Origin of the sequence: Flavobacterium inviolabile (assembly GCF_013389455.1) — a bacterium.
GTDB lineage: Bacteria > Bacteroidota > Bacteroidia > Flavobacteriales > Flavobacteriaceae > Flavobacterium > Flavobacterium inviolabile.
Window position 1 is genome coordinate 3346752 of record NZ_CP058278.1, and the last position, 14660, is coordinate 3361411.

Genomic DNA, 14660 nt, shown 5'->3' on the forward strand with positions numbered 1-14660 from the left:
TTCACTGTATATCAAAAAATTACACTGTTTTAACATTCACAACACCACAGCTAAAAAAGCGTATGCCAACTCATGGAATATTATTTTTCATTACTACTGAAAATTTTCGCTAATAATTTGAATTAAAATTGTAACATTGTGAATACATACTGTTATAATTAAAAAACCAGGTTTAATCCATAAGACTTGCCAGAACCCTTTGAAAGCCATTAAATACCTTCTCCCCTTTTTATTATTTGGAATGTACTCTGTGAGTGCCCAGCACCACAGCGCAATGAGTATTACCGTTGATCCGGAGTCGAAAATGCTTAAAATACAGCAGGAAATAACCTATTATAACAACACCAAAGACACGCTTAAAGACTATATCCTAAACGACTGGAATAATGCCTATTCCGATAGAAGCACACCGCTGGCCAAACGTTTTTCGGACGAATTTACCCGGATTTTCCATCTTGCCGGCGAGAGCGACAGAGGACACACCAATATTGTTTCCGTTATCGATCAGAACCAGCGAAGACTGGAATGGTCCCGCCTTCCCAACCAGCCCGATTTAGTCGACATTCATTTGCTGAATCCGGTATATCCGAAGCAGAAATTCCGGATTAACATCGTCTATTCCGTAAAAATACCCAACGACCGTTTTACCCGTTACGGCTTTAATAATGCGGGTGATTTCTATATTAAAAACTGGTTTCTGACACCTGCACGATACGAAAAAAACACTTTTGTAAAATACAGCAATGAAAACCTGGACGATATTTCAAATGCAATTTCCGATTTTGATATTCAGCTAAAAGTACCGGCAGCACTATCGCTCACCACCGACCTGGACATTACCGCCACTACCGAAGAAGACGGCTTTAAAAACTATACCCTGACCGGAAAAAACAGGCAGGACATTATCCTCGCACTGGAAAACACGCTAACATACGGCAATTACAAAAACGACAAAACGGAAATAACGAGCAACATTAAAGAAAACAAGCTCAGTGAAGTTCAAAAAGCCATTATTATTGACCGTGTCGTTAACTATGTAGCCGAACACCTGGGCAATCCGGCACAGGACAAAATGGTTATCAGCCAGACTGACTATGACCGCAACCCGTTTTACGGCTTAAACCAGCTGCCCAAATTTCTCAGACCCTTTCCGGATGAATTTGTCTATGAACTCAAATTCCTGAAAACATACGTAAACAACTACCTGAAAAACACCTTACAGGTCAATCACCGGGAAGACAACTGGATATACGACGGTATTCAGGTCTACACGATGATGAAGTATATTGAAGACAATTACCCCAATGTGAAAATGACCGGAACATTGGCACGCTATAAATTCCTGAGAGGCTTTAGCCTTTTTACCACCGGGTTTAACGAGCAATACAGCTATCTGTACCTGATGATGGCCCGTATGAACCTCGACCAGCCTATCGGGAATCCGAAAAACACCTTTGTAAAATTCAACGAACAAATATCCGGAAAATACAAAGCCGGCTTAGCCCTGAATTACCTGGATTCCTACCTGCAGCACGACAGCGTAGACAGTGCGCTTTATGATTTCGTGACCTTAAACAAAAGTCAGCAGACCTCACGAAACGATATCGAAACCATACTAAAATCAAAAACACCCAAAAATATCGACTGGTTTTTCAAATCCGTTATCAATTCCAGGGACCTGATCGATTATAAATTCGGAAAAGTACGGGACGACGGCAGCAACATACAGGTTGAAGTCAAAAACAATGCTCAGGCAACCGTTCCCGTTCCGTTATACGGTATGAAAAACGGTCAGATAGTTTCAAAAACCTGGCTGGAAAATATAGCTAAGGACACCATCGTATCCGTTCCGAAAGAAGGGATTGACAAACTGGCACTTAATCACACCAATGAAGTGCCCGAATTTAACCGTCGGAACAACTATAAAACGCTAAAAGGATTTCCTTCGCTGAACCGTCCGGTAAAATTCAACTTCTTTAAAGACCTTGAAGATCCGCAATACAACCAGTTTTTTTATGTTCCGGATTTCAATTACAACCTGTATGACGGTTTGATGCTCGGCATGCGCATTCACAATGAAACCCTGCTGGACAAGCCGTTTCAGTTTGATATTATCCCTGATTATTCCACGAATACCAAAGAACTGGTAGGAAGTGCGACACTCTCCTATTTCCAGAATATCCGGGACGAACGTTTGTACAACATCCGTTATTCCATTTCCGGTTCAACGCTCCATTATGCGCCGAATGCTTCCTATACGAAGATCATGCCTTCGGTACAGTTCCGTTTCCGGGAACCGGATTACCGCGAAAACAGAAAAGAGACCATCCTGATACGCCATGTCTTTGTAGAAAAAGAAGATTCACCGCTGCTTAAAAACAAAAAAGAAGAAAACTATTCTGTTTTTAACGCCCGTTATTCCATAGGGGAAGCAGAAACCGCAAGACTGTACAGCTTTTTAACCGATTTGCAGATTGCCAGCAATTTCAGCAGGCTTTCCGCCGAAATGCAGTACCGGAAATTATTTGACGACAGGCGGCAGGTCACCGTTCGTTTTTTTGCCGGTACCTTTATGTATAACGAAACCGGAACCGATTTCTTTAGCTTCGGACTGGACCGCCCTTCCGATTATCTTTTCGGTTACAACCTTATTGGCCGTTCGGAATCGACCGGACTTTTCAGCCAGCAGTTTGTAATGGCCGACGGTGGTTTTAAATCCAAATTAAAAAACCGCTATGCAAACCAGTGGATGACCACCACCAATGCCAGTTTCAGTATCTGGAACTGGGTGGAAGCCTATGCCGATGCCGGAATCATTAAAAACCGTTTCTCCAATCCGCAGTTTGTTTACGACAGCGGAATTCGGCTGAATCTGGTTCAGGACTATTTCGAGCTCTATTTCCCGGTGTATTCCAATAACGGCTGGGAAGTAAACGATCCTAATTACGGACAGCGCATCCGGTTTGTCGTAACCCTGAGTGCCAAAACCCTGGTTTCGCTATTTACCAGAAAGTGGTTCTAAATAAACGATAAAAAAACAGGCATTTTTATTTTATTTTATTAAAAAAACTTTGATAAAACACTATTTTCAATAAAATATCCTCAACAAAACAAGACAAACCCATAGTTTTTTTACCAAATGTTGAATTGTTATTTTCACAATCCTTTGTTTTGTATTGACTAAATAATTAAATTTGTCCCAATCTCATTATTATTTGACTATGAATCAAACGGCCGCTAAAGAAGCTCTTTCTTTTGAAGATTTCAAAACAGAGGTGCTTAACGATTATAAAATTGCAACCATCAGCAGAGAATGCAGCTTATTGGGAAGACGTGAAGTACTTACCGGTAAGGCGAAATTCGGGATTTTTGGTGATGGTAAAGAAGTGCCACAGCTTGCGATGGCAAAGGCTTTTAAAAACGGCGATTTCCGTTCGGGTTATTACCGTGATCAGACTTTCATGATGGCAATAGGTCAAATGACAATTCAACAGTTTTTTGCCGGTTTATACGGTCATGCCGATCTGGCTCATGACCCGATGAGTGCCGGACGTCAGATGGGCGGGCATTTTGCCACACACAGCCTTGACGAAAACGGAAACTGGAAAAACCTTACTGCTCAGAAAAATTCAAGTGCCGATATTTCTCCAACAGCCGGGCAAATGCCTCGTTTATTAGGTTTGGCACAAGCCTCAAAAATATACCGTAATGTATCCGGAATTGAAAATAACACCAATTTCTCAATTGACGGAAACGAGATCGCATGGGGAACAATCGGTAATGCTTCCACTTCGGAAGGTTTGTTCTTTGAAACCATTAACGCTGCCGGAGTACTTCAGGTACCAATGGTGATGAGCGTTTGGGATGATGAATACGGAATTTCCGTTCACGCCCGCTACCAGACTACAAAAGAGAATATCTCCGAAATATTAAAAGGATTCCAGCGTGATGAAAACAACAATGGTTTTGAGATCATCACGGTAAAAGGATGGGATTACCCTACTTTGGTGGAAACCTATCAGAAAGCAGCGGCTATTGCCCGTGAAGAGCACGTGCCGGTATTAATCCACGTAAAAGAACTAACCCAGCCGCAGGGACACTCTACTTCCGGTTCACACGAACGTTACAAAAATGCCGATCGTCTGGCATGGGAAGCAGAATTTGACTGTCTGGCGCAATTCCGCAAATGGCTGATTGAAAACAACATTGCTACAGCCGAAGAAATTGAAGCAATGGATGCTGCCGCTAAAAAAGAAGTGCTGGAAGGCAAAAAAGCAGCCTGGAGCGCTTACCTGAACCCGATAAAAGAAGAACAGCAGGAATTAGCTGCTTTCTTAAACAGTATTGCTGCTTCCAGTCCTAACAAAGTTTTCATTGAAAAATATGCAAATGATTTAGCCGCAATTAAAGAACCGATCCGTAAAGACATTTTAGTGACTGCGCGTAAAGTATTGCGCCTGATCGTAAACGAAAACGGAAAAGGTTCGTTAGCCACCTGGATTACCAGCTATACTGCCAAAATACAGCCTAAATTCAGCTCGCATTTGTTCTCCCAATCGGATAAAAATGTATTGAACAGTGCAGAAGTACTGCCTGTTTATGATGCAGCAGCCGAAGAAGTGGATGCCCGTTTAATCATCCGCGATAACTTTGATGCTATTTTCGCTAAATATCCTGAAACCTTAATTTTTGGTGAAGATTCCGGTACTATCGGCGATGTGAACCAGGGATTGGAAGGTATGCAGGAAAAATATGGTGCCTTCCGTGTTGCCGATGCCGGTATTCGTGAAGCAACCATTTTAGGACAGGGAATCGGAATGGCGATGAGAGGATTACGTCCGATCGCTGAAATCCAGTACCTGGATTATCTTTTATATGCAATCCAGATCATGAGTGACGATTTGGCGACCTTACAGTATAGAACTGCCGGACGTCAGAAAGCACCGCTGATCATCAGAACACGCGGTCACAGACTGGAAGGTATCTGGCACTCCGGATCGCCAATGGGGATGATCCTGAATGCGATCCGCGGAATACACGTTTTAGTACCGAGAAACATGACTAAAGCAGCAGGATTCTACAATACGTTACTGGAAACCGACGAACCGGCTTTAGTAGTAGAATGTCTGAACGGTTACCGTTTAAAAGAAAAAATGCCTTCCAATATCGGAGCTTTCAAAACGCCAATCGGTGTGGTGGAAACCATCAAAGAAGGTACAGATATCACTTTGGTTTCTTACGGTTCTACCCTGCGTTTAATCGAGCAGGCAGCCAAAGAATTACTGGAAGTGGGTATTGATGCCGAAATCATCGACGTTCAGTCGTTATTGCCTTTCGATATTAATCACGATATCGTGAAAAGCGTAGCCAAAACAAACCGCTTACTGGTAATTGATGAAGACGTTCCGGGTGGTGCTTCTGCATACATCCTGCAGCAAATCATTGATGAGCAAAAAGGATATATGCATTTAGACAGTCAGCCGCAAACACTGGCTTCCAAAGCGCACCGTCCTGCTTACGGAACAGACGGGGATTATTTCTCCAAACCTTCAGCCGAAGATATTTTCGAAAAAGTGTACGAAATTATGAATGAGGCGAATCCTTCCAAATATCCAAGTTTATACTAATAAACACATCTATAACATTAAAAAAGCCGGACAATGTCCGGCTTTTTTTGTATCACCCGCTAAAAAGCACCAAAAACTTATTAAGCAGCAGCCATAATCGGGTTACTTTTTCTCCGTTTTCAACAGTAAAAAAGGTTCTTTCTTATTATTCCTTTAAAAATTTAATTTTGAGTATAAATGAGTAATTCCTTTTTGTACAGGCAACTCTTTTTTGGGCTATTTTTACTTCATTAGCCAATCATGCACATGGAATATACCTAACCAATAATACTTATCCTGATGTTCCATTTCATAAAATTAAAAGAAAAATACTGGCTGAATCTGTTACTATTACTATTGTCGGTTTTAATACTGATCAGCAACAACAATAACGGCATTCCTGTTATCCAATATCCCGTATCGGCAATATTAACCGGCATCACTATTTATTATTATCCCTATTCCATTGTGAAGTCTTTTTATCAAAAGGGAACCTCACAAATTGACCATATCTTCAATATGACCTCAAAAACCCTGATTGCGATAATAACCGGTTATATGGCAGTTCTGCTGTTTAATACCGGCGAAAAGGTCATTATGATCGGGTATTGTATTACGATCACGCAATCGCTGTTTTTTCTTATCCTGATGCTACTGCAAAAAACAAGCCTCGAAGAAATGCTTTATACCCATTTAATGCTTACCTTTATTTTTCCTGTTTTACTTAAATTAACATCCATTTAAAAAGGATAACACCCGCATTTCATAAAAACGGGATTCACATACGGTCCGATTATCAGGATACCGGTATTGCCGGCTTCACGGCAGGTTCATTGATCCCAAAAACATTATACCTTAAAACAAAATGACCTTGCAACAACCCTGGCATTCCGATACCTTCTTTGTGATTACTGGCGGTCCCGGAGCCGGAAAAACCACTTTACTGAATGCTTTAGCCCGGCAGCACTATCGTTGTGTTCCGGAAGCAGCCCGGGAAATCATACAGGAACAGCTACAGTCCGGCGGAACGGCTTTACCCTGGAAAGACACCGCGCTGTACACCCGGCTGATGCTGGAACGCTCCGTTAGCAGCTATATCGAAACATTTAATTCACATCCCGGCAATGAACCAGTTTTTTTCGACAGGGGCATTCCCGACACCCTGTGTTATGCGCAGTTAATCAATCTGGGAATATCCGAAGCCATGGATCTCAACGCCCGGCAGTTTACTTACAACCCAAAAGTATTCCTGTTGCCGCCCTGGCAGGAAATATACCAAACAGATACGGAACGGAAACAAACCTGGGAAGAAGCGGTTCGTACTTATGACAAAATGGTGGCAACTTACCAGTTATACAACTATCAGATCATTGAAATTCCGAAAGCGGATATTGAAACAAGGCTTGCCTTTTTGTTGTCCCACATCCCGGACTTGCTAAGAAAATAGCCTGCTCCGGTATTGTCTGGGACCAATTCCCTTCTGTTTTTTGAAAAACTTATTCAGGTGGCTTTCATCGGTAAATCCTAATTCAACCGCAATTTCGTTAATCCGTTTTGCACTGTGTTTCAGGCGGTACTCGATTAAACTGATCTTATAATTCGTGATATACGACTGCATCGTTTCGTTACAGTGCTTTTTAAAATACCGCCCTAAATACCCTTCCGAAATGCCAAAATGCGCACTCATTACCTCAGTACGGATCTTTTCCGGCTCATAAATATGCTGCTGTATATAATTGAGGATTGCTAAAAATTTCTCATCGCTTTTTTCAGTCACCTGCTCCGGTAAATATTTGGCAATATTGCGTGCTACAATCACGATCAGCGTATTGATGATCTGCTGGATGACTTCTTTGTTATACAGGTCCCGGTTGACATATTCGCGTATGATCGCTTCGACCATCGGCCGTACCAGGCTTTTATCCGTTTGATTTTTTAAAATACAGCCCGGCTGATGGTTGGCATTTTGCAAAATAAATTCCAGCCGTTTGATATTATCCGTTTGTAAAGCATTCGAACGGATATAGATATCATTAAAGCGCAAAAAGAAAAACTGCGTTGGTGTATCGATTGTAAAAGAGTGACAATCCTGGGGCGTAATTAAAAACAGATGCCCCGGATGGTAGGCAAAGTTATTCTGATTGATGCACTGCATCCCGTTTCCGTCCAGCACATATACCAGTTCAAAATAGCTGTGCTGGTGTGCCGGTTTGGGATATTCCGTCAGCGTTTCAAAACTAATTGAAAACGGTTCGTACAAATGTTCTCGCTTCATGGCACAAAAATACCAAATAAAAGAAAATTTATACCATAAAAATAGCCAATATATTGTATAATTTTGCTTTACATTTTAATTGTAATAGTATGAAAGCATTTATTTTAGAAAATACAGGAGCTCCGGAAAATTTACAGTTCACCACCTTACCGCTTCCCGATTATAACGATAACGAAGTACTCATACAGGTAAAAGCCATCAGCATTAATCCTGTTGATGCCAAAACCCGAAACGGAAATGGCATGTATGGCAGGTTAAAAGAAATACAGCCTTTAATTCTGGGTTGGGATATTTCCGGTATTGTTACTGCGGTAGGAGAAAAAGTAACGGCTTTTAAAAAAGGGGATGCCGTTTTCGGTATGGTTAATTTCCCGGGACACGGAAAAGCCTATGCCGAATATGTAAGTGCGCCCGAAGACCAACTGGCCTTAAAACCTGCCAACATTTCTTTTGAAGCAGCCGCTGCGGCAACTTTAGCGGCATTGACCGCCTGGCAGGCCATCGTACACCATGCCAAAGTACAGCCAGACGATACTGTTTTAATTCACGCCGCTTCCGGTGGTGTCGGGCATTTTGCCGTTCAGATTGCCAAACACCTGGGTGCTCATGTGATTGGAACCTCATCTGCTAAAAACAGGGATTTTGTGTTAGGACTGGGTGCAGACAGACACCTTGACTACAACACGGAACGTTTTGAAGAAACCGTTTCGGATGTTGACTTTGTTTTGGACACCATCGGCGGAAATAACATTGACCGTTCCCTTGAAGTCATCAGAAAGCAGGGAACCCTGATTAGTATTCCGTCCGGTCTGAACGAACAGGTAACCGAAAAAGCACGCTCAAAAGGTATTAACGGCTCTTTTATGCTGGTCGCTTCAAACGGAGACGACATGAAATCCCTGGCTGCCTTATTGGAAAACGGCAGCATAAAAGCCCATGTTTCCAAAACATATCCGTTTGAACAAATGGCACAGGCCCATCACGATATTGAAACCGGAAGAATCGTGGGTAAAATTGTGATTACCCTGTAATCTTTTTGGAATCCGGCTCTATCCAAAACGGATCCTGAGAATACTCCGGGTCCGTTTTTTTATGTTCAGGAAAATCGCATCGGAAGCCATTACCGGTATTGAATATAAATCCGGCTGCGGCTGCAAAAGACTGAAATTTATGTTATATTTATATTTTAATTTCTCTGCCAGTAACCATGAAAAAGAAACGCCTTTACACCATCGCCGGATGTATTGCAGTACTCACCATAGGGACTGTATACTGCCTTAAAAACTACAACTTCAACAGCTCCTACACTACCGGCCAGGTTGTTGATCAGTTCAACGGGGTCAATGTCTATTATAATGGCGGAGTGGATAATGTTTCCGGGCGTAACCTGACTGCCGACAATTATAATTTAGGATTAAAATACCAATGTGTGGAATTTGTAAAACGCTACTATTGTGAACATTTAGACCACAAGATGCCGGACAGTTACGGCCATGCAAAAGACTTTTTTGATCCGGAAATCCCGGACGGCCGGTTCAACACCAAACGCGCTTTGCTGCAATACCATAATCCGAGTGAGTCCAAACCCAAGGTCAACGACCTGTTAGTGTATTCCGGTTCATTGCTGAACCGCTTCGGACATGTGGCCATCGTTTCGGAAGTTCATGATAACGAGATTGAGATTATCCAGCAAAATCCCGGACTGTTTGCTGCTTCCAGAGCCAGATTCTCGTTACAGTTGCGCAATGACATGTGGGTAATTGACAACAAACGAATAATCGGCTGGCTGCGAAAAGAATAACCGGAAAAACGAATCCGCATCGTTGTTATTTTCCGGCAGGCCGTATTTAAAAAATCGTATCTTTATGCTATCATTACGCCCCCTTCATTGTCATGAAGTACGAACTTAATCTTAATTAATTGGAACCGAACAGAAGTATCATAAGGCCATCCTCATCCCTGACCACGCAGCTTTTAGATATTCAAACTTTTATAAGCCTTTATATAAATACTGCGGCTACAGAAGTTAACAACCTGTGTCTTGAGGATTTTATCCTGCTTGAAATCGACAATACTACAAAAACTGTAGGCGTTACCCGGTTTAGCTTTACAACCATTTTGCTTTGCATTTCCGGGCAGCTGGACATGATTGTCGGTCAGCACCACTACTCGCTGAAAGCACAGGATATCTCCATTATTCCGGCAGAATCCATTAATTCACTCTCCTCCTTTTCAGACGATTTTAAAGCCTATATGGTCGTTTTTAAATCGGATTTCCTGAAGAAGGGCTTTGTCAACAGCAGCATTTTAGAAGAGTTACTCTTTATCAACCCCGAATACCCGCCTGTTTTCGAATTGGATGCCGCTCTTTTTGAATCCAATCGTTATAAGTTTGAAAAAATCAAAGCCGAATACTATAAGGCCAGTCCGTTTTACCTGGACATGATCCGCCTGTATCTGATCCAGATCTTATATGACTACAACAGGGTTTGCGAAATCTGCCTGCTCAATTCGACAACCAGCATGAACCGGCAGTTCCAGATCGTGCATAAATTCCGGAAACTGGTCGACAAGCATTTTGCGCTATTCCGGACGGTTAAGGAGTATTCCGATTTACTGCACATTTCCCCCAAATATTTAAGTGAATGTGTAAAGCAGCAAACCGGATTTTCGGCTATCGACATCATCCACCAGAAAATAACACTGGAAGCGGAATTCCTGCTTCGCTATTCGGAACTAAGCATCAAGGAGATTGCCACGGCTTTGTCTTTTGACACTCTTTCCCATTTTAGCCGCTTTTTTAAAGCGCAAAAAAAATGCACCCCGTCCGAATACCGCCTGCTACCGTAAAATTGGTTCTTTAATAGGGAATATTGCCATTGACGGGCTTTTGTTTTCAAACGAATTTTGCCTTAAAATATTCACTATGAAAAAAAGGAGCATTCTTCAAACAAAAGCCGCCCTGCTTATCGGGCTGGCTATACTGACGCATTCCTGCAACACCAAAACCGAATCCCCTATGACACCATCCATCGAAAGCCTCGGAGCCATACAGTTCCGGATAGCAAGACCTACCAACAATTTACAGAAGGTTGTAAAATTCTATAAAGAAGTTATCGGATTAAAAGAACTGGGCGCTTTCAGCGGACATCAGGGATATGACGGTGTAATGCTGGGGCTTCCGGATGAAAAATACCATCTTGAATTTACGCAGCATGCGGATAAGGCACCCTTACCGGAACCTACCAAAGAGAACCTGCTGGTTTTCTATTTTGACACTCCGGAAAAATATGAAAAAGCGGTACAGAAAATGGCCGCGACCGGTGTTCCCGCAGTTGCACCCGAAAATCCGTATTGGGAAGGAAAAAGCCAGACCTATGAAGATCCGGACCAATGGCGCATTATCTTCTACAACGGTACTTTTAAATCCGGTAAATAACGTCCGATATTGTTGTTGTTTCTATGATCATCATTCCGGAACCGGCAACTATACCTAAAAATCAGGAGCCTTTGCAGCGCTCCTTTTTTTGTTATTATTATTATCCCGGATTATTTTTTAACGTTTAAACCGCATAAAAATATTTTCACTCCTTAGGAAATTTCTTTAATTTTGAGAAAACAATCAAAAAACTTCCCCATGGACAAGCTAATCCGGAAAATTACCCCTTTTCTTTGGTTTGACAATCAGGCAGAAGAAGCCATGAATTTTTATATCAGCATTTTCAACAATGCAAAAATACTGAAAACCAGCTATTACAGTGAAGGCGGACCCGCTCCTGCCGGAACATTAATGACCGCCAGTTTCCAGCTGGAAGGTCAGGAATTTATTGCCCTGAACGGCGGACCGCAATTTGCCTTTACTCCGGCAGTCTCTTTTGTGGTTAACTGTCATTCACAGCAAGAAATTGATGAACTGTGGGATAAACTTTCCGAAGGCGGCCAAAAACAAAAATGCGGCTGGCTGCTGGATCAATTCGGGCTTTCCTGGCAGATTGTTCCGACAGTGCTTGAAACCTTAATGAGCTCCGGTGATGCCGAAAAATCCCATCGCGTTATGATGGCGCTGCTTCAAATGGACAAACTCGATATTAAAACCCTGCAGGATGCTTACGATGCGTAAGCGCCAAATATTCAAATAACAACCTCATAATTTATGAAAAAAGCAAGCTTACTACTGGCAATTATACTTGGATTCAACGGAATGCTGATAGCACAGCAAAAGGAACGTAAACCGTTTATTCTGGGCACTATCGATGCCGTACAATCCGCCATTCTTTCAGAAAGCAGAACATTAAACATTTATTTGCCGGAAGGCTATACTGCAAACGATACTATAAAATACCCGGTAATCTATCTTTTGGACGGTTCGGCCGATGAAGATTTTATCCACATCACCGGATTGGTGCACAATTTCAGTTTTCCCTGGATCAACCAATTGCCAAAATCCATTGTTGTGGGCATTGCCAATGTAGACAGACGAAGAGATTTTACCTATCCGAGTACCGTTCCGCTTGATAAAAAGGAATCCCCTACTTCCGGAAGTTCGGACAAGTTCATTGCTTTTATCGAAAAAGAATTACAGCCGTATATTGAAAACAATTACAAAGTGAGCACTTCTAAAACCATTATCGGGCAATCACTGGGCGGCTTACTGGCAACCGAAATACTGCTGACAAAGCCAAAACTGTTCAATACCTATATCATTATGAGTCCGAGTTTATGGTGGGATAACGGTTCTTTATTGCACAAAAGTGCTGTTACAGGCGGTATTGCATCCCTGAATTTCGATCCGAATACAAAAGTGTATGTTGGTGTCGGCAAAGAAGGCGCTATGCCCGGAAGAGAAAAATTAGTGATGGAAGATACTGCTAAAAAATTGGCGGAAAATCTGAAAAAAGGCAAAAACAAAAACCTGACGGTCTTTTTCGATTTTCTTCCGAAAGAAAACCACGCCACGGTAACACACCAGGCGGTTTACAATGCCTTCCGGTTACTAAATCCTGTTAAGCCGGAATAACAACTAAAAAACGGTATCATGGAAACAAGTATATACCATGCCAAAGCGGAAATGCTGATCCGCAAACCGGTTTCAGACGTTTTTGAAGCCTTTATAAATCCGGAAATTACCACTAAATTCTGGTTTACCAAAAGCAGTGGTCCGCTGGAAGCCGGCAAACAAATACAATGGGACTGGGAAATGTATAACCATGCTGCCAGGATAACCGTCAAGACGGTAGAACCGGACAAACGTATTGTTATTGAATGGCCAACCACCGTGGAATGGGTATTTACGGCCCGTGAGGACAACACTACTTTTGTGAGCATTACCGATTCCGGTATTGCCGGTACAGCCGAAGAAAAAATAGCCTATGTGCGCAACGCCACCGAAGGTTTTACTTTGGTTCTGGCTGCGTTAAAGGCACTTTTGGAACACAACATTGCCTTACAGCTGGTTGCCGATCGTTTCCCGGATTTCAACCAACAGCCCGATTAGCATTATATGAGAAATATTTTCCTCACCTGCTTTGGATTACTGCTCTGCTGTTCGCTTTTTGCCTGTAAAAAGCCGGACAATGGATTTATGCTGTAAAACCGTTTTCGACCCATTGCATGCAATGGGAAGAGGAAGTGGTTCCGATTGAAATTGACAAAAAACACAAAGGGCATGTCCTGATCCGTTACAGCGAACTGACGGATGATGATATAGTTACCCGTACAAAATCGGTTAAAATAGAATAATCCACTTAATGTGATATACAGCAACACTTTAGCAAATATTCCGTACCTTTCCTTTACCGTTTTAACGGCATGATAAACCCTACCGGTACATGCAAAAAACGGATCTGGAAAGACTAATCAGTAACCGTAAAACACTATCCAATGAAAACGATACAATTTAAAGTCAGCATCAATGCTCCCGCAAGCAAAGTATGGGCTGTGTTATGGGATGACAGTACTTACCGCCTGTGGACCGCTGCTTTTAGTGAAGGTTCTTATGCGGTTTCCGACTGGAAAGAAGGTAGTAAAATATTGTTCCTGAATGAAGAAAAAAACGGCATATACAGCACCATCACCCGGTTAATTCCGGAGCAGTTTATTTCGTTTACCCATATCGGGAACGTTAAAAACGGTGTTGAACAGCCAATAGCCGAAGAAGCTAAAAAATGTTCGGGCGATACCGAAAACTATACGCTGACCGAAACCGGTAATACAACGGAATTAGTGGCCGCTCTGGATATTACGGAAGACTTTTCCGATTATTTTAGCCGGACATTTCCAAAAGCCCTGAACATCGTAAAGGAACTGGCAGAGCAATAATAACCAATCGTTTGCATTAGCAGATCCGGTAAGCAGGAACCATTTAGCAATTAAAGCATATTCAAAATAAAACAAGACATGGAACAACATGAAAAAATCCGGAATGCCGTAACCGAATTCATCAAAGCCGGCGACGACAGCGATACCGAAAAATTATCCGGAATATTACATCCCGATTTTAAAAATACGCAGCATGGTTTTTTCGAAAATAAAGGTGTCGTGATCTTTGACAAACAGAAATATATAGCCCTGGTGGCAGCAAAAACCTTTGGCGGTAATCCCAGAACATTGGAAATAGTGCAGCTTGATCATGTGGGTTCCATTGCTATGGTAAAAGCCCTTTTAAAGAGTTCAAAATTGTCTTTTACCTCCTTTATTTCCTTAGTAATGGATGAAAACAACGAATGGACCGTAATTGGTAATTTCCCTCATATTACTACCGTTTCCTGATAGCAATGCTC

At 42.1% G+C, this 14660-nt stretch carries 15 protein-coding genes; 14 read left to right on the forward strand and 1 reads right to left on the reverse strand.

What is annotated here, in order from left to right; all coding sequences use genetic code 11:
* Positions 1–241: 241 nt before the first annotated feature.
* The 4 genes from HW120_RS15060 to HW120_RS15075 all read left to right on the forward strand — a co-directional run bounded on the left by HW120_RS15060 (position 242) and on the right by HW120_RS15075 (position 7053).
* Positions 242–3022, forward strand: a complete 2781-nt coding sequence (locus HW120_RS15060) for a gluzincin family metallopeptidase (RefSeq protein WP_246296999.1) — start codon at positions 242–244, stop codon at positions 3020–3022.
* A gap of 199 nt (positions 3023–3221) precedes the next feature.
* Positions 3222–5627 (forward strand): alpha-ketoacid dehydrogenase subunit alpha/beta, encoded by a 2406-nt coding sequence (locus tag HW120_RS15065; protein WP_177735029.1) that lies wholly within the window; start codon positions 3222–3224, stop codon positions 5625–5627.
* A gap of 279 nt (positions 5628–5906) precedes the next feature.
* Positions 5907–6350: a hypothetical protein gene (locus tag HW120_RS15070; RefSeq protein WP_177735031.1), complete on the forward strand. Its 444-nt coding sequence runs from the start codon at positions 5907–5909 to the stop codon at positions 6348–6350.
* A gap of 121 nt (positions 6351–6471) precedes the next feature.
* On the forward strand, positions 6472–7053 hold the full coding sequence (locus tag HW120_RS15075; RefSeq protein WP_177735033.1) for an AAA family ATPase: 582 nt from the start codon (positions 6472–6474) through the stop codon (positions 7051–7053).
* On the opposite strand, the gene HW120_RS15080 is transcribed toward HW120_RS15075, so the two are convergent.
* Positions 7042–7881, reverse strand: a complete 840-nt coding sequence (locus HW120_RS15080; RefSeq protein WP_177735035.1) for an AraC family transcriptional regulator — start codon at positions 7879–7881, stop codon at positions 7042–7044. The two genes, HW120_RS15075 and HW120_RS15080, sit on opposite strands and share 12 nt — an antisense overlap.
* An 89-nt stretch (positions 7882–7970) precedes the next feature.
* On the opposite strand from HW120_RS15080, the gene HW120_RS15085 reads away from it, so the two are divergent.
* The 10 genes from HW120_RS15085 to HW120_RS15125 all read left to right on the forward strand — a co-directional run bounded on the left by HW120_RS15085 (position 7971) and on the right by HW120_RS15125 (position 14649).
* On the forward strand, positions 7971–8912 hold the full coding sequence (locus HW120_RS15085) for an NADP-dependent oxidoreductase (RefSeq protein ID WP_177735037.1): 942 nt from the start codon (positions 7971–7973) through the stop codon (positions 8910–8912).
* Between the two features lie 176 nt (positions 8913–9088).
* Complete coding sequence (locus tag HW120_RS15090; RefSeq protein ID WP_177735039.1) at positions 9089–9682, forward strand: CHAP domain-containing protein; 594 nt, start codon at positions 9089–9091, stop codon at positions 9680–9682.
* 119 nt (positions 9683–9801) lie between these two features.
* Positions 9802–10731, forward strand: coding sequence for a helix-turn-helix domain-containing protein (locus HW120_RS15095; protein ID WP_177735041.1), 930 nt, complete (start codon positions 9802–9804; stop codon positions 10729–10731).
* Positions 10732–10807: 76 nt separating this feature from the next.
* Positions 10808–11320, forward strand: a complete 513-nt coding sequence (locus HW120_RS15100) for a VOC family protein (protein ID WP_218618729.1) — start codon at positions 10808–10810, stop codon at positions 11318–11320.
* Positions 11321–11518: 198 nt separating this feature from the next.
* Positions 11519–12001: a VOC family protein gene (locus HW120_RS15105; RefSeq protein WP_218618730.1), complete on the forward strand. Its 483-nt coding sequence runs from the start codon at positions 11519–11521 to the stop codon at positions 11999–12001.
* Between the two features lie 33 nt (positions 12002–12034).
* Positions 12035–12898, forward strand: a complete 864-nt coding sequence (locus tag HW120_RS15110; RefSeq protein WP_177735043.1) for an alpha/beta hydrolase — start codon at positions 12035–12037, stop codon at positions 12896–12898.
* Positions 12899–12916: 18 nt separating this feature from the next.
* Positions 12917–13375, forward strand: a complete 459-nt coding sequence (locus HW120_RS15115; RefSeq protein WP_177735045.1) for an SRPBCC family protein — start codon at positions 12917–12919, stop codon at positions 13373–13375.
* 116 nt (positions 13376–13491) lie between these two features.
* On the forward strand, positions 13492–13620 hold the full coding sequence (locus HW120_RS17800; protein WP_262888425.1) for a hypothetical protein: 129 nt from the start codon (positions 13492–13494) through the stop codon (positions 13618–13620).
* A gap of 141 nt (positions 13621–13761) precedes the next feature.
* Positions 13762–14199 carry an SRPBCC family protein gene (locus HW120_RS15120; protein ID WP_177735048.1) on the forward strand — a complete coding sequence of 146 codons (438 nt, stop codon included), beginning with the start codon at positions 13762–13764 and terminating at the stop codon, positions 14197–14199.
* A 78-nt stretch (positions 14200–14277) separates the two neighbouring features.
* Entirely contained in the window at positions 14278–14649 is a 372-nt protein-coding gene (locus tag HW120_RS15125) for a nuclear transport factor 2 family protein (protein ID WP_177735050.1), read from the forward strand.
* The last annotated feature ends 11 nt before the right edge of the window (positions 14650–14660 follow it).